Here is a 19,537-nt window from a genome sequence, read left to right as displayed (position 1 = left end):
AGCTTACGGATACTAATCGATCGAGGACTTAACTAAATTATTATTTGATTGTCGTTGACCATTACTCTTATTTAGTTTTTAGAGTACAAACCTAAAATCTTTAAGGAAGTTCGGTTAAAACCGTTCACGTCCTATGAACAACACCGAACGACCCACATCCTGTAGGTCTGGTAGTAATAGCGAAGAGGTCACACCTGTTCCCATCCCGAACACAGTAGTTAAGCTCTTCAGCGCCGATGGTAGTTGGGACTTTGTCCCTGCAAGAGTAGGACGCCGCCAGGCTAAATAAAAACACTAAGGTTATGAATGATCATATTCTTAGTGTTTTATTATGTTCAATATTAAGAAAAATATCGATAATAAAAAACGGATAGATTAATGCAATATACATTAATCTATCCGTTTTTTGTAACTCAATAACCTGAATCTTCGGAGGTTAGGTTATCGATCATTTTATAATCATACTTCTGTAAAGGCTTTTCTGCTGGACCTTCTAGAACTTCACCAGTATAGGAAAATCTGGATCCATGGCAAGGGCAATCCCAAGAACGGTCGCCATTATTCCATTCAACTTCACAACCTACATGTGTACAAGTAGTGTCAACAATATGTAACTGCCCATCCTTATCTTTATATGCACCTTTTCTTTCACCTTTAATAGTAATAACTGCACCTTCATCGTTTGCTAAGGTTTCAGGATTAATATTGGTCATTTGAAGTTTACCTTTAATTAAATTTGTAGCAACATTTGCATTCTCAACTAAGAAATTTTTCAGACTAGGATTTGCAATAAATCTAGATGGTGTGTATAAATTTTTAAAACGATTCTTTCTTCTTAAAATGATATCTCGAAATAGAAGTGCGGCTGCAGTCCCGTTCGACATACCCCATTTTCTGAAGCCAGTCGCTATTAAGATATTTGGCTGCCCAGACGTAATCTCACCTATATATGGTACTTTATCTAGCGTGACTAAATCTTGTGCAGACCAATAATAGGGAATGGATTCAAGCCCAAAAACCTGCTGACCAAAGGATTCTAAAGCTTCGTAATGTTTTATAGTTTCTTCACCTTGACCTGTCTTATGACTTTCACCAACTATAAGTACCATCTCTTCACCATTGATGTTAACAGAACGAAGTGAACGGGTAGGCTGATCGGCGCTAATATAGATACCATCTGAAAATGGCTTCTTAGGCTTCGCTGCTACAACATATGATCGATCTGCATGCAATCGCGTAGAGTAGAGTCCTAATCCCTCATAAAAGGGAAAATGAGAGCAGGCTAGCACATGCTTACAATTGACTCGAAATCCATCACGGGTAAGGACGGTTGGTGGTTTTCCAGTTTCGATATTTACTGCTGTTGTGTTTTCAAAAATAAGTCCACCTTTTCGTTTTATGATTTCGACTAGGTTTAGAAGAAATTTAATTGGATGGAACTGTGCTTGATTTTTCATAATTAGTGCATTTTTAATGTTTATATCTAATGGAATAGTTTCAACCAATTCCCCAGCAATACGTAACGTTTCATACGCTTCCGCTTCTTTTTCAATCTTTTTCGCATACTCATCTGTTGTTGAATAAAGATAAGCATCTTGACTGCTAAAATCGCAATCAATTTTATGCTCCTTAATTGTTTTCTTGATGAAATCCAGTGCTTCAATGTTCGCCTCGTAATATAACCTTGCCTTGCTTTTGCCTATATTTGTAATGAACTCATCGTAGATAAGATCATGCTGTGCTGTAATTTTTGCTGTAGTATGTCCTGTTGTTCCATTCATTAACTCATCTGCTTCTAAGATAGCAATCTTTAATCCTTCATTTGCTAGCAGGTAGGCAGAAATAATTCCTGTAATACCCCCACCAACAATCGCCACATCTACTTCAATATCTTGATCGAGTTTAGGGAAATTTGGGAAATCGATAAAATCTTGCCAATAAGACTTAGGATGCTCCGAAAATGATTGCCCATTTTGTGTCATTAGTAACTCCTCCATTATGTGTTGAATGATGTCTTTATTATGTTCCAAATTATGGTATCCATACATATTTAATCGCAGAATTGATGTAGGCTTATCAGATAAAAAGCTAATTCATTGACTATTATACGTTAGGGGGGTATAGTATAATTATAAAGAATAGGGAGTGATATCATTGGATAAATTCTTACATGAACATCCAATAACACCTCGGACAGAATCGGAAAAGAAAGCTGTTGTAAACCGACTAAAAAGAATTGAAGGCCAAGTACGTGGAATTCAGAAAATGGTGGAAGAAGATCGTTATTGTGTAGATATTCTAGTACAAATCAGTGCGATCAATGCAGCATTGAAAAAAGTTGGTTATACCGTGGCTGAACGACATATGAAATATTGCGTTAGTCATGCAGTGCAGTCTGGAGAAGGAAATGACATGATTGAAGAGTTAATGGAAGTGATGAAACAAATTTCTAAGTAAGGAGGGCATAGGATGAGTATAACAAATCATACGACGGTTGCTGTAACAGGGATGACCTGTGCTGCGTGCTCGAATCGAATTGAAAAAGTTTTAAATAAAATCGATGGTGTGGAAGCACAAGTAAATCTTACAACTGAAAAAGCAACAATCGATTTTGATCCTGCGAAAACCAGCATGGACGCTATTGCATCAAAGATAGAGAATATGGGTTATGGAGTGCTTACAGAAAAGTCGCACCTAGATGTTTTTGGAATGACTTGTGCAGCCTGTTCCACACGAATTGAAAAAGTGTTGAATAAGCAAGCAGGGGTGACACTTGCAAATGTTAATTTAGCTACAGAGAGTGCATCAATCGAATATAATCCAGGCATGATAGATGAAGCAGAGATCATTCGTAAAATACAAAAAATAGGTTATGACGCTAAGCCTAAGGAAGACAAACAAGAAAAGCAAACGCATAAAGAGCGCCAATTGAAACTAATGAAGACGAAGCTTATCATTTCAGCTGTGCTATCTCTTCCTTTACTTTTAACGATGCTTGTTCATTTGTTTGGTATGAATATACCTGAGCTTTTGATGAATCCATGGTTTCAATTTATATTAGCAACTCCTGTTCAGTTTATTATTGGCTGGCAATTTTATGTTGGGGCTTATAAGAATTTACGCAATGGCGGAGCGAATATGGATGTACTTGTCGCACTCGGAACAAGTGCTGCTTATTTTTACAGTTTATATGAAGCATTTAAAACAATCGGTAATCCTAGCTATATGCCACATCTTTATTTTGAAACGAGTGCAATTTTAATTACGCTAATTTTATTTGGTAAATATTTGGAAACAAGAGCAAAAAGTCAAACGACTGTTGCGATTTCAAAATTGCTAAATTTACAGGCAAAACAAGCGCGTATTGTAAAAAATGGCGAGGAAGTGATGGTTCCAATTGAAGATGTCGTTGTCGGTAATCGACTCATTGTAAAACCAGGTGAGAAAATACCGGTAGACGGGATGGTTGTTAAAGGAAGAACATCTATTGATGAATCGATGATAACAGGCGAATCCATTCCAATAGAGAAAGATTCAGGTGCGAGTGTCATTGGTTCAACGATCAATAAAAATGGTTCAATTGAGATGGAAGCAACAAAGGTTGGGAAGGATACAGCACTTGCATCAATAGTCAAAGCAGTGGAAAATGCCCAAGGATCAAAAGCACCAATCCAGCGGCTAGCTGATGTTATTTCTGGCTATTTTGTGCCGATTGTTGTAGGAATTGCTATACTTACCTTTATTGTTTGGATTGCATTTATACAACCAGGTGAATTTGAACCAGCATTAGTTGCAGCAATTGCTGTTCTTGTAATTGCCTGTCCATGTGCATTGGGGCTCGCAACTCCAACTTCGATTATGGTGGGGACTGGTAAAGCAGCAGAGAGCGGGATTCTTTTCAAGGGTGGCGAACATCTTGAACGCACCCATCAGTTGAATACAATTGTTCTAGATAAAACAGGTACGATAACGAAAGGAAAACCTGAAGTTACAAACTTTACTGCTGATGATGAAACCTTACAATTATTAGCAAGTGCTGAGAAAGGATCGGAACATCCACTCGCAGAAGCGATTGTTGCCTATGCAATGGAGATGGAGATTCGTTTAATCGAAGTAGATAATTTCAGTGCAATACCTGGTCAAGGTATAGAAGCATTGATTGCTGGCAATAGCATTATTGTTGGAAATCGTAATTTAATGAATGATCATCAAGTTGAAATAGGGGAAGCTGAGCAAGAGTTAATGAAGTTTGAATTAGCCGGTAAAACAGCGATGCTAATTGCAATTAATGGCCTATACAAGGGTACAGTTGCGGTTGCCGATACAATTAAAGAAACTGCACCAGAAGCTATTCGACAACTGAAGGAACAAGGTTTAGAGGTAGTTATGCTAACTGGTGATAATGAAAGAACTGGACAAGCAATTGCGAAGCAGGTAGGAATTGACAGTGTCATTGCTCAAGTTCTCCCTAAGGAAAAAGCGGATAAAGTAAAAGAAATACAATCACAAGGTAAAAAGGTAGCGATGGTTGGAGATGGTATTAATGATGCACCTGCTTTAGCAACTGCAGATATTGGGATTGCAATTGGGACAGGAACCGAGGTCGCAATTGAGGCAGCGGATGTGACGATACTAGGTGGAGAGTTATTGCTTATTCCTAAAGCGATAAAGATCAGTCATGAAACAATTAAAAATATCCGTCAAAATCTTTTCTGGGCATTTGGCTATAATAGTGCGGGGATTCCAATTGCAGCACTTGGACTGCTTGCACCATGGATTGCTGGTGCAGCAATGGCTTTAAGTTCTGTAAGTGTCGTGTCTAATTCACTTCGTTTAAAACGAGTGAAGATATAATTCATAAATGATTTTGAAAGGGGGGATAAAGATGAAAACTAGATTAGCCGTAAAAGGGATGACATGCGGACATTGCAAAATGTCAGTAGAAGGTGTATTGAATGAGTTAACTGGCGTGAAATCTGCAGAAGTTGACTTAACAACTGGTAATGTAGAGGTAACTTATGATCAAGCAGAAGTAACATTAGATAAAATGCGTGAAGCAGTTGAAGAGCAAGGCTATGACGTAGTAGCTTCATAATAAGAAAAGCTGATTTCCTTAAAATGGAATCAGCTTTTCTTGTACCATGAAAAACTTTATAATTTATTAACTTGGATATATAAGTAAATTGTTATATTATTATATAGGTAATAGGAGTGAGGTATTGATGTTAATGGAAACGTCCATAGAGATGGAGAAAGCTGCATTAATTTTGAAATTATTAGGTGATCAAACGCGCTTGACGATGATGAAGATACTCGATCAGCATGTGTGCTGTGTATGTGAATTTGTCGAGATTTTTCAAATGAGTCAACCAGCGATAAGTCAACATCTACGTAAACTAAAAGATATTGGATTGGTTCGAGAAGAAAGAAAAGGACAGTGGATCTTTTATTCCGTTAATAAGCGTAATGAGGACTATCCATTTTTAAAACAGGTGCTAGATCAACTTCCTAACCAGGATTTTAAAATAATCAAACTAGAAAAAAATGGTACACGTATTTCTTGTTGTTAATCGGAGGAACATATTTTGTCAGTATCACTTATATTAGCGATATTTATTTTTTTAGTAACACTTATTTTAGTAATTTGGCAGCCAAAGGGATTATCAATCGGCTGGTCTGCAATTGGTGGAGCGATACTTGCCTTAATAGCAGGTGTAGTAGATTTTCATGATGTTACAGAAGTTATTGGGATAACTTGGAATGCAACCATATCTTTTGTAGCCATTATACTTATTTCTCTTATTTTAGATGAAATTGGGTTATTCGAATGGGCATCTTTACATATGGCAAGAGTGGCAAGAGGTAATGGGATTTTAATGTTTATCTATATTAGTGTTTTAGGTGCAATTGTTGCTGCTCTATTTGCAAATGACGGGGCGGCATTAATTCTAACACCGATCGTTCTTGCAATGGTACGCAATCTAGATTTTTCGGAAAAGATGATCTTTCCATTTATTATTGCGAGTGGATTTATTGCCGATACTACGTCACTCCCATTTGTCATAAGTAATTTAGTAAATATTGTCTCAGCAGATTTCTTTGGGATTGGATTTGTTGAGTATGCTTCCAGGATGATTATTCCAAACCTATTTTCACTAATTGTAACGATAATCGTGTTATACCTTTATTTTCGAAAATACATTCCTAGAAAATACGATTTGACGAAATTACATGTACCACGGACAGCAATACGAGATCCTAAAATGTTCCGTTTGTCTTGGTATGTACTTGCATTATTATTGATTGGTTATTTTTCAAGTGAATTCACTAAAATCCCAGTCTCTTTTGTAGCTGGTATAATTGCAATTTTATTTTTAATCATGGCAAGACGCAGTGATGCTGTCAATACTAAGGCGGTTCTAAAAGAAGCACCATGGAATATCGTTTTCTTTTCCATCGGTATGTATTTAGTTGTATATGGCTTAGGGAAAGCAGGACTTACTGCACTGCTCGCAATAGTTATCCAGACTGCTGCGGAACAAGGGTTATTCATTGCTACAATGGCAATGGGATTCCTTGCAGCTATCTTATCGTCACTGATGAATAATATGCCAACAGTGATGATTGATGCCTTGGCAATTGCTGAAACCAATACAACAGGAATGATTCGCGAAGCATTAGTTTATAGTAATGTCATTGGATCTGATCTAGGTCCTAAAATTACACCAATTGGTTCTCTGGCAACACTAGCATGGCTCCATGTATTATCTGCCAAAGGTATCAAAATTTCATGGGGTACTTATTTTAAAACGGGAATAATCTTAACGATTCCGATACTGTTTATTACGTTATTAGGATTATACTTAACGTTACTTATTTTTTAAGGAGATGGACTTATGGCTAAAAAATCAATTTATTTCTTATGTACGGGTAATTCATGCAGAAGTCAAATGGCAGAAGGTTGGGCAAAAAAATACCTCGGTGATGAATGGGAAGTTAGAAGTGCGGGAATCGAGGCGCATGGATTGAATCCTAAGGCTGTAAAAGCGATGGAAGAAGTTGGTCTCGATATCTCGAAGCAACAATCTGAGATGATTGATTCCGAGTTCCTGAATCATGCTACGATGGCTGTAACGCTCTGTGGGGATGCAGCGGATCGCTGTCCCATGACACCGTCACATGTCAGACGTGAGCACTGGGGATTCGATGATCCAGCAAAAGCAGTTGGAACAGAAGAGGAAGTATGGCAGGTGTTCCAGCGTGTTCGGGATGAAATTGGCGAGCGGATAGAGCGATTTGCTGTAAGTGAAAAGTCTGGTAGTAACAGACTAGATTAGTTTGGAAAGCAACCCCTGGAGATAAAATACCTGGAGTGTTATACAGGGGAGAAGCTGTAAGTCTCCTCTGTCTTTTTCTCTTTTGCAAAAACGAACAAATCCGAATAAAGTTTCAAGGGGTGTTTGAGGGCTCGAAACAAATTCAAATCATTTACTTTAAAATCATATATTGCAACGATTCACTGTGAAACAAACTAGAGAGGAAGAACATTTAATACACCGACTAAGAAGTAAACGTCTTTTTTGTGCGGAGGAAGCAATTACTTTTTACTAAATATGTAATCCATTATAAATTATATAAACAATCACGATGAATGGGAAAAATAAATATTAAAATAATTATTGACAGATAATTATGAATCGACTATCATATAAATGAAAACGATTACATTCATTATTGTAGCGTAGAAGGTAGGAAGAAGGACATGGCCAACATCCAACAGGTTGCTGAAGAAGCGGGGGTTTCAGTAGCCACCGTTTCCAGAGTACTGAATAAGCAAAAGAATGTGTCTGCTAAAACTAAAGCACTCGTTGAGGAGGCGATTAAGAAATTAAACTACGAGCCTAATATGTTAGGAAGAAATTTACGAAATTCGGAAACTCGCTTGCTCCTAATTATTATCCCTAATATCTCCAATCCATTTTATTTTGAAATCATTAAAGGTATTGAAAGTACCGTAATCAGCCAAAATTATCATATTCTCCTATGTGAAACAGACTCCAATCCCGATCGAGAAAATATTTACTTTGACTTAGTAAAAAATAGAATGGCAGATGGAATAATCTCGATGGACCCTGCTATAAATGAAGAACGCCTTGTTAATTTATCCCAAAAATATGCAATCATTCAATGCAGTGAATATATCCTAGGCAGTGATATTCCATATGTAACGATTGATAATGAAGAAGCCGCATATCATGCTGTTAAGCATTTAATAAAAATTGGGCATAAAAGTATTGCCCTTATTAATTCTGATGAAAGGTTTCTTTATGCACGTCAACGTAAATTAGGCTATCAAAGGGCGTTAGAGGAACATGACATAGCAATTAATGATAATAATATTTTCCACACTAAAAAATTAGGATTTGAATCTGGACAGCAAATAATGAAAAAAATCCTTTATCTACCAAATCGTCCAACTGCAGTATTTGCTGTTTCTGATCTACTTGCGATTGGTGCATTAAAGGAAGTAATTAGCAAAGGATTGCATGTACCGAATGATATTGCAATTGTTGGCTTTGATAAAATTGACTTTTCGAATATGACCCATCCAACATTGACAACAATAGCACAACCAATGTACAAAATGGGAGTATTTGCAGCAAATATGCTAATCAATAAAATAAAAGGGGAAGAGGTTGAAAGCGTGATTCTAGATCATGAGCTAGTGATTCGTGGGTCAACCTCTGGGTAGGAATATTATATGGATTTTGTTATTCGCTGACCCGAAATGGTATCGATTATATTTATTTTAGAGGTAATTTATTACAAAGAAATTGGGGGTTATATTAAGTGAAAAAGAAATTATTAATCTTAGTCGTGATGTTCACCATGCTCGTTCTTGCAGCTTGTGGTGGGGAAGATAGTGAGGAAACTAGCGGAGAAGAAGGAGATTTAACGATTGGTATTTCACTACCTTCTGCAACGCATGGTTGGATGGGGGCGTTAATTGAAAACGCGGAAGAACAGGCTAAGGAAATAAAAGATAGTGATGGAATTAATTATGTAATTACAAATGCGTCGGATCCTAATACACAAGCAAATGATGTGGATGATTTGATTGCCCAGGAAGTAGATGCGATTGTATTATTACCTATTGAGTCAGCAGCACTTTCTCCGGTGGGACAGAAAATTAATGATGCAGGTATTCCGTTAGTTGTTGTTGACCGGGAATTAGAAAACGATGCAGCCACGGTTGTTGTAAAGGGAGATAATGAAGGGATTGGCGTCAATGCTGGGAAATACTTTGTAGAGAAGTTAAATGGAAAAGGGAAGGTAGTAGAAATTACTGGACCACCAAACTCTGTAACTGAGCAACGTGGGGCAGGGTTTAAGGAAGCAATCGGTAGTGAAGCAGGAATGGAAATCGTTGCTTCTCAAAGTGGAGACTTTTCAACGGAAACATCATTGGAAGTGATGCAAAACATTTTGCAAGCACAACCTGAAATCGATGCTGTTTTTACACAGGATGATGGGATGGCACTTGGCGTAATTCAAGCAATTAAAGAAGCAGGTCGAGATGATATTCAATTTGTTACTGGTGCAGGTGGAGGGAAAGAGGTTTTTGAAAGTATTCGTGATGATGGACTGGTTTCGGCAACCTTCTTATATTCTCCAACAATGGTAAGAGAAGGGGTGAAGATTGCAGCACAATTAGCGAAGGGTGAAAATCCTGCGGAAACGGATGTTATTTTAGAGGCTACTGAAGTTACAAAAGACAATGTAGAAGAGTATTATGACCCTGATTCTAAATTTTAATTGGTAGTAAAGAAAGTATAAAAACTTTCTTACTACATAAGTGCAATCAAGGCTGTCACCCAAAAGCTTGGTGACAACTAACTTTTTAATAATTGGAGGAAATACAATACAACTTGAATGTCATTGTATTTCCTTTTTTCCTATATAAGGAGAGGTTGTTATGTCATCGAATTCTTTCATTACAATGAACAATATTGAAAAGGCGTTTAATGGTGTTCCCGTCTTAAAAGGAGTTTCACTAGAGGTAGAGAAAGGGGAAATCCATGCTCTTTTAGGGGAAAATGGGGCTGGAAAGTCTACGCTGATGAATATATTAGGTGGCGTAATTGAACCGGATCGGGGAACAATCGAGGTAAATGGGGAAGAAGTGAGGATTACGGATACAAGATCATCCCAAAGTCACGGTATTAGCTTCATTCATCAGGAATTAAGTATGGTAACAGATCTACGTGTTTATGAAAATATGTTTCTCGGTTCCGAATTAAGAAATAAATTAGGTTTTTTAAATGTTGAAGAAATGTGTGTCCAAACTAGTAATATTTTGGCTGAATTAGGTGTTGAGATAAATCCGAAAAAGTATGTTCGTGATTTAGATACTTCCTACAAACAGTTAATTGAGATATCCAAGGCGCTTTTGCATAATTCGAAACTGATTATTATGGATGAGCCGACATCCTCCTTGGCAGAGCATGAGGTAAAACGCCTGTTTGACTTAATGAGAAATCTTAAACAATCAGGGGTTTCAATTATTTATATTTCCCATAAATTGAAGGAAATTAAAGCAGTTTGTGATTACTATACAGTTCTTCGTGATGGAAACGTAGTTGGAAGTGGAGAGGTTCAAGTTGAGAATCTGGATAATATTACGAAGCTTATGGTTGGTAAATCTATTTCCGAAGAGCGCTTTAATCATTATTCAGAGCTAGGTCCCGTCGCCTTAGAAGTGACAGATATGATGAGTGAAGGTCTATTTAAAGCGATTGACTTTACAGTTCGTAAGGGTGAGATTATTGGTTTTATTGGATTGGCTGGGGATGGTCGGACGGAGCTTTTCGAGAGCATATTCGGCTACCGGAGGAAATATTCTGGTGAAATAAAAGTGAATGGACAAATTGTCAAAATGGACCATCCGTATCAAGCGCTGCAAGCAGGGGTTGGATTTGTTCCTAAGGATCGAAAGGAGAATGCCATTATAAAAGACTTAAGTGTCATCCATAATATGAGTCTCTCTTCTTTAGGTCATTTTGAAAAATCGGGAATGCTACAGGCAAAAAAGGAGCTTAACACTTTTCAATATTACAAAGAAAAATTAAATATCAAAGTGAATAACCCTCGTATTACAATTGATAAACTAAGTGGTGGAAATCAGCAAAAAGTAATTATTGCCAAATGGCTTGAAGTGAATTCCGATGTTATCATTTTTGACAATCCAACCCAAGGTATTGATGTCGGTGCAAAACGGGAAATTTATCAGCATATTATCGAATTAGCGGAACAAGGAAAAGCAGTTATCATTCTGTCTTCTGAAGCATCTGAAGTATTAAAGTTATGTCAGACTATTCATGTCATGTATCAAGGTGAAATTACTGCTAGATTGAAAGGTGAAGAAACATCGGAGGATGAAATCATGCGTTATGCAACTGGTTTTAGAAAACTAAGGTATAACCAAGCTTTTCGGTGACAGCCTTAGTTGCACTTATGTAGTAAGAAATATTTTATACTTTCTTAACTACCAAAAAGGGAGGTTAATCAAATTGGCGAATACACAAGCTAAAATCCCAAACGAAGCCAAAAAGAAAGTAAATGTTAAAAATGGATTAAACTGGCTATGGTCTGAGTACAGTGTAATTATCGCATTTTTACTTATTTTTATAATTGCATCGTTTATGAGTCCTAGATTTCTAGATCTCAATAATCAATTAAATATATTCATGCAAGTTTCGATTATCGGTATCGTTTCTTTAGGGATGACAGTCGTAATGTTATCAGGTGGAATTGACCTCTCAGTTGGATCTGTGCTCGCATTAGTCGGTGTTATTACAGTAATCTCCCTAAATGCATCAGGAAACATATTGATTGCGATTCTAACTGCATTTGTTGTTGGCTCATTTGCAGGATTTCTCAATGGGTTAATGATTGCCAAAGGAAAAATTGCCTCCTTTATCGCTACCCTCGGGATGATGGCCGCAGCAAGATCAATCGCGTTATATACTGCTGATGGGGGGAGTATTTCTGGAGAGGTTTCTGGATTTACTGCAATTGCAAATAGGGATATATGGATCATTGATTACCCGATTATTATTTTCCTTGTGATGACTATTTTCGTGTATTTACTAATGCAGAAAACCCGATTTGGTCGCTATGTTTATGCGATTGGCAGTAATGAGAAAGCAGCACTTCTATCTGCAATTCGGGTTGATCGTGTAAAAATTGGTGTGTACACTTTAGCGGGCCTATTAGTTAGTGTAGCAGCGATAATCGAAACCTCACGTCTAAATTCCATCTCATCCTCAAGCTCTGGATCTGCATATGAACTAGATGCAATTGCTGCTGTAATTATTGGGGGAACAAGAATGACAGGGGGACGAGGGAAAATTATTGGCACATTCTTCGGTGTCCTCATCCTAGGAATCTTAAATAATATGATGAATTTAATGAATGTCTCTCCACATTTGCAAGGGTTTGTAAAAGGTTTGATTATCATTGTTGCCGTAGTATTTCAAAAGAGAGATTAGGAGGGAATGGTTTGGCTATGAAAGTAGGAATTATTGGATGCGGATCAATAGCTAAACAACGCCATGCACCAGAATATTTAGCAAATCCATATGTTAATGGGATTGTGTTTTTCGATAGAAATAAAGAAAGAGCAATGGACTTAGCTGCAAGATTTGATGGGACAGTTGCGAGCACAATTGATGAATTATTTGATGATCCAATGATTCAAATAATTAGTGATTGTTCCTCTAATGAATCCCATCATATCTTTACAACGAAGGCATTACAAAAAGGAAAGCATGTCCTATGTGAAAAACCGATTGCATTAACGATTGAACAAGCAGAGAAAATGATTGAAGTACAAAAGAAATCTGGGAAGAAATTAATGATTGATTTTAATCAACGGTTTAACCGTGCCCACCAGAAGGCAAAGGAAATCATTCAGAATAAAAGCCTTGGAAATGTATTAACCTTTCGAACGACATTTGGCCATAAAGGTCCTGAGCATTGGGCAGTGAATAAATCCAATGCTACTTGGTTTTTTAAAAAGAATCGCTCAGGGTTTGGAGTGGCAGGTGATTTAGGGTTGCATAAATTAGATCTACTCCACTATCTACTAGAGGATGAGATCGAACAAGTAAGTGCATTTCAAGCTGCATTGGATAAGGTAGATGAGACTGGCAAACCGATTGATGTTGGGGACAATCTAGTTTGCAGTTTAAAGACGAAGCGGGGACGAATTGGAACGGCTTCTTTCTCTTGGACCTATTACGGGGAAGAAGACAATAGTACGATTATCTATTGTCAAAAAGGAATTCTTAAAATCTATTATCATCCAGAATACCAATTAGAAGTAATTACAAGAGATGGAGAAAAGGTGAATTATCAATTAGAATCTATTCAGACCAATGATTATCAAACGAATTCTGGTGTAATCGATGAATTTGTAGATTGTGTTCGCCTTAATAGAGAACCGATAATTAGTGGTGAAGAATCGTTAGCTTCTTTGAAGGTTTTGCTGGCTTTACTTGAAGCAGCTGAAACAAGCCGGGTGGTGTTTGTAAAATAGCAGCGCTCGTTATATGTGTTTAATTTATTGGAACGGGACGTTCGATTCTCGAAGAAGTGGAGCTCTTTTCATGGCTAATGAATCTCAGCGTGAGCGCGAATAAGTCCTAACTGTATAGAGAAATCCAACTACAATTTTTTAAGTCTATTTTCTAGTATATACGACTCATTAAATGTATGCTATTATACAAGAGGATTTTGAATAATGTAGGCATATAAAATAGTAGAGAAGTATTCTGTATGTTTGTAGGAGGAAATAAATTGGTAGCGGCAACAATTATTAAAGTGCTAAATAATAATGTCGTGATGGCCAACCATCAAGAGGATGGGGAAGTCATTGTAATTGGTAACGGTATTGGCTTCAATCGGAAAACGGATGAGCAGCTTTCCATTGATGGGGCTGATAAAGTATTTGTAGTTAAAAGTGCAAAGGAACAAGAGCAATATAAAAAATTAATTCCGAATATGGATGAAAGCCTTCAAAGCGTGATTATCGAGGCAATTGAACACATTAGCAAACGTGTTTCTGGAAATTTAAATGAACATATTCATATTGGATTAACCGATCACTTATTATTCGCATTGGAAAGGGTTCGGAACGGATTTACGATTAATAATCCATTTTTGATTGAAACTGTCACACTTTATCCATATGAACAGGAATTGGCAAAGGAAGTTGTCGAATTAATTGGCGAAAAAACTGGGATTTATCTCCCAGAAGGAGAAGTAGGTTTTATTACGCTTCATATTCATAGTGCATTGATGAATAAAGAGCTTGGTGAAGTGAATAAACACTCACAGCTTGTCACGTATTTAATTAATGTAATCGAAGAAGAACTTAACTTTACATTGGATAAAGAGAGCCTTGATTATATGCGGCTGGTTCGGCATTTACGGTTTACAATTGAACGTGTTGTCCAAGGAGAAAAGTTGGAAGAACCAGAAAAAATTGGAAATCTGTTGAAACATGAATACCCTTTATGCTATAATCTTTCATGGAAGCTGATTAAGATTATGCAGCAGTACTTGAAGAAGCCTGTATATGAGGCGGAAACCGTCTATCTTACAATGCATCTTCAGCGCTTACAAAAGAATAAATAGCAATTATATCTTTACGTGTTACTGATTCGATCAGGCATAAGTAAGGAAGGACATTGAATGGTGTAAATATGGGAGCAATACCCATATTCCTTTTCAGTTCTTTTCTTTGCTTATGTCTGTTTTTATTTTGCCTTTTGTTAATGACTTTGATCAGCTGAAAAATACTTTAGAGGAGGTTCTTCACGATGTGGAAGAAATTTTTTGGGGTTTTACAAAAATTAGGTAAAGCATTAATGCTACCTGTCGCTATGTTGCCTGCAGCAGGTTTACTGCTAGGGTTAGGAAATGCCGCGCAACAAGATGCGATGCTGCAGCTTTTACCATTTCTTGAAGCAGATTGGTTACAATTAGTTGCTCGAGTAATGGAAGATGCTGGGAATATTATCTTTAGTAACTTGGCACTCATCTTTGCAGTTGGGGTTGCAATTGGATTAGCCGGTGATGGTGCAGCTGCACTTGCTGCATTGGTTGGTTACTTAGTAATGAATCAAGTAATGGGTTCATGGTTAGAGCTTTCAGCTGATACTGTTGCATCTGATCCTGGATATGCGAGTGTATTAGGGATCCCAACCTTGCAAACAGGTGTGTTTGGTGGGATTATTATCGGGTTGATTGCGGCTTATGCGTATAATCGTTTCCATGATATTGAAATGCCATCATTTTTAGGATTCTTTGCAGGGAAGCGTTTTGTACCGATTGCGACAGCAGCTTTCTCATTTATTGCCGGTCTTTTAATGTTAATTATTTGGCCGCCAGTTCAAGATGCTATGAATACAGCATCTCTATGGTTAATTGAGGAGGGAACTTATTTTGCAGTATTCTTCTTCGGATTTATTAAGCGATTATTGATTCCATTTGGTTTGCATCATATATTCCATGCACCATTCTGGTATGAATTTGGTGCCTATACAACAGCTGCAGGTGAGCTTGTTCGTGGAGATATGACCATTTTCTTTGCACAGCTTAGAGATGGTGTAGAAATTACAGCTGGTAACTTTATGGCTGGTGAATTCCCAATCATGATGTTCGGACTTCCAGCAGCAGCACTAGCAATGTATCACACTGCACGACCAGAAAGGAAAAAACTGGTTGCAGGTTTACTAGGTTCAGGTGCGTTAACATCTTTCTTAACAGGGATTACCGAACCACTTGAATTCTCATTCATGTTTGTTTCACCAATTTTATTCTTAATTCATGCAGTACTTGATGGATTATCCTTTGTGCTTATGACGTTCCTTAGTGTTAATATTGGGTATACTTTCTCTGGTGGTGGGATTGACTTCCTGCTATTCGGTATCTTACCTGGTCAAGAGCCATGGTGGCTTGCAATTATTGCCGGTCTTGTATTTGCGGTCATTTATTATGTTATTTTCCGTTTCATGATTCAGAAGTTCAATCTAATGACACCCGGTCGTGAAACTACTGAAGATGATGAAGATAATGAAGGTGCAGCTATCGATCATAATAGCTTGCCAGCTCAAGTATTAGAAGCGATGGGTGGACAAGAAAATATTGCTCATTTAGATGCTTGTATTACGAGACTTCGTGTTTCTGTTAATAGTCAGAGTGATGTGGATAAAGCACGTCTGAAAAAATTAGGTGCTTCTGGAGTATTAGAGGTTGGAGATAATATTCAAGCTATCTTTGGACCGCGTTCAGAAATTATTAAGAGTCAAATGCAAGATATTATGGCAGGAAAGACGCCCCGTAAAGTAGAAAAGAAACTTGGAAAAACTGAGAAGCCTCTGAAAGCTTCTGTAGCTGAAGAAGTATTTGTCTCTCCAATTACAGGAGAAATCAAACCAATCAGTGAAGTTCCAGATCCTGTCTTTTCAGGGAAAATGATGGGTGATGGTTTTGCTATTGTACCAACTCATGGTACGATTGTGTCACCAGTAGATGGGAAAATAGTAAATCTCTTCCCAACGAAACATGCAATTGGCATAGAATCAGATGCTGGGCGTGAAATATTGATTCATGTAGGTATTGATACAGTTAAATTAGAAGGTAAAGGCTTTGAAGCGCTTGTTGCACAAGATGACAAGGTAGTAAAAGGCCAAGCCTTATTAAATGTTGATTTAGACTATGTGAAAGAACATGCTCCATCGATAATGACACCAATCGTCTTCACAAACTTGCAAGAAGGTGAGAAGGTGAGCCTAACGAAACAAGGTTCCGTAGAGATTGGTGATGAAAAGATTATTAACATTCAATAATGAATCCCCGTTATGCTTTAGAAGCATAACGGGTTTTTAAGTAGGTAAGAAATATAATAACTTGCTCACTACATAAGTGCGACTAAGGCGTGGTGATAACTAGATTTTCTAATATTGCTTCAACAAACATCGCATATATTTACATTAAGTGTTACATATGTGATAATTTTCAGTAAACGAAGATTATTGACTTTCTTCTTATATAATAAGGGGGTATTTATATGACGGAAACTAGATGGCAAACAGTAGAGAGTCTAAGAGATTTATTAAATGAATTGGTGAGCTGGAAAAGCATGACATTATCAGAGGGGGAGCGAGAATTTCCTGTGAAATTACAAGCGAAATTACAAGATCTCGCTTATTTTCAGCAGCATTCAGATCAATTGGAACTCCATGATGCAGACCTAAGGAGGAAATTACTAACAGCTTTATACAGACATCCCGATGCAAAAAAAACAATTTGTTTAATTAGCCATTTTGATACCGTGAATACAGAAGAATATGGTGATTATGAACCGTTAGCAACCCAGCCAGAGGAATTAACGAAAATCTGGACAGAAAATCAAGATGAATTCTCAGAGGAAGTCAGGAATGATTTACATACTGGGGAGTATTTATTTGGCCGTGGGACAATGGATATGAAGATGGGATTAGTCCTTCATATGCGTCTAATTGAAAAAGCAAGTATGGAAAAGTGGCCAATTAATCTCCTCTTATTAACGGTTCCAGACGAAGAGGTTAACTCCGCCGGCATGCGCGCGGCTGTTCCAGTTCTATTGGAATTACAAGATAAGCATCAGTTGACCTATACATTATTTTTGAATAGTGAACCTGTGTTTACACAAGAGCCGAAAGACCATGCTCATTATCTTTATACCGGATCGATTGGAAAGCTACTGGCTGCGGCACTTTTTTATGGAAAAGAAACCCATGCTGGAGAGCCGCTTAGTGGATTAACATCGCCATATATTGCTTCTTACTTAACGAGAGAGATGGAGTGGAATGATGCTTTTCAAGAAACGGTATTAGGGGAGACGACACCACTACCATTAACATTGCAGCAAACTGATTTGCGGCTGGAATATTCTACACAGACCCCATATCGCTCATCCGCATTATATAACATCTTTACATTTGAGCGTAGTGCAGCAGATGTTTTTGACATATATGAAAACGTTACCAAGATAGCCGCTCAGAAATGTAATGAAGATTATCAGCGTAATTGTAAAAGAAATCACGTTGAACCAATTGGGAAAATAAAGGTGATTCGTTATAAAACATTATTAGATTATGCAACTGCTAAGCTTGGAAAGTCGTTAATCGAAGAAGTAAAAGCAGATATAGCGTATCAGGATGGATGGGATGATCGAGAGAAATCACTGCGAATTGCAGATAAGCTCATGATTTATTGCCAAGAGCTGGCGCCAGCAATCATCATTTTATTTGCGCCACCATATTATCCAGCAGTAAATTCAACTGGAAATACACTTATAGAAGCATGTACGGATTTTGTAAAGCAAAGAGCGCTGGAGAAATATAATTTGTCAATTGAGCGCGTGCACTATTTTAATGGTTTATGTGACCTTAGCTATGTTAATTATCAAGGGACAACCGCTGGATGGACAACCTTTGAAGAGAACACACCAGTTTGGGGCGATAGTTATTCGATTCCCTTTGCTGAAATGCAGCAACTAGAAGCCCCTGTCTTAAATATTGGCCCATTTGGCAAGGATGCGCATAAACGGACTGAGCGACTTCATATTAAAAATGCTTTTGAAATAATACCTGCTATTTTAGATGAGATGGTTCAAATGATTTGGCAGGAATAATAAAAGCACAAGCGAATCGATGTTGACACTTTCACCACAAGGGTATTTGTGCGACCACGCCTCTAGTTTGACCAATCGGAAAGTCTTCTTTAGATTATCATGAGGTGAGGGTAATCTCGCTAGGAGCTGGACTTGGCCTTTCTTGTCACGTGAATTGAAATAGAGGAATCTTTTCTTTACACGCTCTTATTCTATAATTAAAGCTGGCATCTCTTTAGAAAACTTGTCTGTCGCCAAGCCTTTTGCGACAGACTTAGTTGCACTTATGTAGTGAGAAAGCTTGTATGCTTTTTCATCTACCAAAAAGTGAGGGCTGCCAGCTTCATATATAAATATTAATACAAGTTATCAAGCTCTTGTAATTCTTTCTCAACAGTTGCTTTTATTTTGGAAATGCAGTCGTCAATCGTTTTACCAAATACCCGTTTGCCATTTACCATGGCATATGGTCCCATACTACACATTCCACAAAAATTCATGCAATCATAACTCATGACGGCAACATCAGGACGATCAAAGATTTCCTCAAGCTTCATTGCCGAAAGTAAATTATAATCACATACTTCAATTATTATACCCATTTAAAACACGCTTTCTTATTCAATATACGTCTAGCTTACATGAAGTTGAATCTTAAAACAAGAATGTTAACTCGAAGTAAGGGATAATAATAGTGCGGATTTTATTTATAAAAATAGCTCTAGTAAATGAATCCGCTGAATTGTATCCATATATATAGCAACATCAATTATTCTTATGTTGCTATATAAATCAAAAACACGCTATTTCTAA

At 37.4% G+C, this 19,537-nt stretch carries 16 protein-coding genes and 1 rRNA gene; 15 read left to right on the top strand and 2 right to left on the bottom strand.

Going from position 1 to position 19,537, the window contains the following annotated elements; translation table 11 throughout:
* Nucleotides 1–166: 166 nt before the first annotated feature.
* Nucleotides 167–282 (top strand): 5S ribosomal RNA (gene rrf / locus CWR45_RS08330).
* 131 nt (nucleotides 283–413) lie between these two features.
* On the opposite strand, the gene CWR45_RS08325 is transcribed toward rrf, so the two are convergent.
* Nucleotides 414–1,982 (bottom strand): FAD-dependent oxidoreductase, encoded by a 1,569-nt coding sequence (locus CWR45_RS08325; protein ID WP_115749410.1) that lies wholly within the window; start codon nucleotides 1,980–1,982, stop codon nucleotides 414–416.
* 172 nt (nucleotides 1,983–2,154) lie between these two features.
* Here CWR45_RS08325 and CWR45_RS08320 point away from each other — a divergent pair, with 172 nt between their 5' ends.
* From CWR45_RS08320 to CWR45_RS08255, 14 genes are all read left to right on the top strand, one after another.
* Nucleotides 2,155–2,457, top strand: a complete 303-nt coding sequence (locus CWR45_RS08320) for a metal-sensitive transcriptional regulator (protein ID WP_115749409.1) — start codon at nucleotides 2,155–2,157, stop codon at nucleotides 2,455–2,457.
* Nucleotides 2,458–2,469: 12 nt separating this feature from the next.
* On the top strand, nucleotides 2,470–4,854 hold the full coding sequence (locus CWR45_RS08315) for a heavy metal translocating P-type ATPase (RefSeq protein WP_115749408.1): 2,385 nt from the start codon (nucleotides 2,470–2,472) through the stop codon (nucleotides 4,852–4,854).
* A gap of 31 nt (nucleotides 4,855–4,885) precedes the next feature.
* The gene (gene copZ, locus CWR45_RS08310) at nucleotides 4,886–5,095 is read left to right on the top strand and encodes a copper chaperone CopZ (protein WP_115749407.1); all 210 of its coding nucleotides are present in this window, start codon (nucleotides 4,886–4,888) and stop codon (nucleotides 5,093–5,095) included.
* Nucleotides 5,096–5,222: 127 nt separating this feature from the next.
* The gene (locus CWR45_RS08305) at nucleotides 5,223–5,570 is read left to right on the top strand and encodes an ArsR/SmtB family transcription factor (protein WP_115749406.1); all 348 of its coding nucleotides are present in this window, start codon (nucleotides 5,223–5,225) and stop codon (nucleotides 5,568–5,570) included.
* Between the two features lie 15 nt (nucleotides 5,571–5,585).
* Nucleotides 5,586–6,884 (top strand): arsenic transporter, encoded by a 1,299-nt coding sequence (locus CWR45_RS08300; protein ID WP_115749405.1) that lies wholly within the window; start codon nucleotides 5,586–5,588, stop codon nucleotides 6,882–6,884.
* Nucleotides 6,885–6,896: 12 nt separating this feature from the next.
* Complete coding sequence (gene arsC, locus CWR45_RS08295; RefSeq protein WP_115749404.1) at nucleotides 6,897–7,337, top strand: arsenate reductase (thioredoxin); 441 nt, start codon at nucleotides 6,897–6,899, stop codon at nucleotides 7,335–7,337.
* 425 nt (nucleotides 7,338–7,762) lie between these two features.
* Nucleotides 7,763–8,752, top strand: a complete 990-nt coding sequence (locus CWR45_RS08290; protein WP_115749403.1) for a LacI family DNA-binding transcriptional regulator — start codon at nucleotides 7,763–7,765, stop codon at nucleotides 8,750–8,752.
* A 98-nt stretch (nucleotides 8,753–8,850) separates the two neighbouring features.
* A complete protein-coding gene (locus tag CWR45_RS08285) occupies nucleotides 8,851–9,816 on the top strand; it encodes a substrate-binding domain-containing protein (protein WP_115749402.1) in 966 nt (321 codons plus the stop codon).
* Between the two features lie 160 nt (nucleotides 9,817–9,976).
* Nucleotides 9,977–11,497, top strand: coding sequence for a sugar ABC transporter ATP-binding protein (locus CWR45_RS08280; protein ID WP_115749401.1), 1,521 nt, complete (start codon nucleotides 9,977–9,979; stop codon nucleotides 11,495–11,497).
* Between the two features lie 73 nt (nucleotides 11,498–11,570).
* Nucleotides 11,571–12,551: an ABC transporter permease gene (locus tag CWR45_RS08275; RefSeq protein WP_245975385.1), complete on the top strand. Its 981-nt coding sequence runs from the start codon at nucleotides 11,571–11,573 to the stop codon at nucleotides 12,549–12,551.
* 11 nt (nucleotides 12,552–12,562) lie between these two features.
* Entirely contained in the window at nucleotides 12,563–13,600 is a 1,038-nt protein-coding gene (locus CWR45_RS08270) for a Gfo/Idh/MocA family protein (protein WP_115749400.1), read from the top strand.
* 260 nt (nucleotides 13,601–13,860) lie between these two features.
* The gene (gene glcT, locus CWR45_RS08265; protein ID WP_115749399.1) at nucleotides 13,861–14,700 is read left to right on the top strand and encodes a glucose PTS transporter transcription antiterminator GlcT; all 840 of its coding nucleotides are present in this window, start codon (nucleotides 13,861–13,863) and stop codon (nucleotides 14,698–14,700) included.
* 185 nt (nucleotides 14,701–14,885) lie between these two features.
* Nucleotides 14,886–16,916: a glucose-specific PTS transporter subunit IIBC gene (ptsG, locus tag CWR45_RS08260; RefSeq protein ID WP_115749398.1), complete on the top strand. Its 2,031-nt coding sequence runs from the start codon at nucleotides 14,886–14,888 to the stop codon at nucleotides 16,914–16,916.
* Between the two features lie 221 nt (nucleotides 16,917–17,137).
* Nucleotides 17,138–18,745, top strand: a complete 1,608-nt coding sequence (locus CWR45_RS08255; protein WP_115749397.1) for a M20/M25/M40 family metallo-hydrolase — start codon at nucleotides 17,138–17,140, stop codon at nucleotides 18,743–18,745.
* A 335-nt stretch (nucleotides 18,746–19,080) separates the two neighbouring features.
* Here CWR45_RS08255 and CWR45_RS08250 read toward each other — a convergent pair whose 3' ends face one another.
* Complete coding sequence (locus CWR45_RS08250) at nucleotides 19,081–19,326, bottom strand: YuzB family protein (RefSeq protein WP_115749396.1); 246 nt, start codon at nucleotides 19,324–19,326, stop codon at nucleotides 19,081–19,083.
* Between the last annotated feature and the right edge of the window lie 211 nt (nucleotides 19,327–19,537).

It is taken from the genome of Oceanobacillus chungangensis (assembly GCF_003369565.1).
Taxonomy (GTDB): Bacteria; Bacillota; Bacilli; order Bacillales; family Amphibacillaceae; genus Oceanobacillus; species Oceanobacillus chungangensis.
The sequence above is the reverse complement of the archived record's forward strand: the minus strand, read 5'-3'. Positions and strand labels throughout refer to the sequence as shown.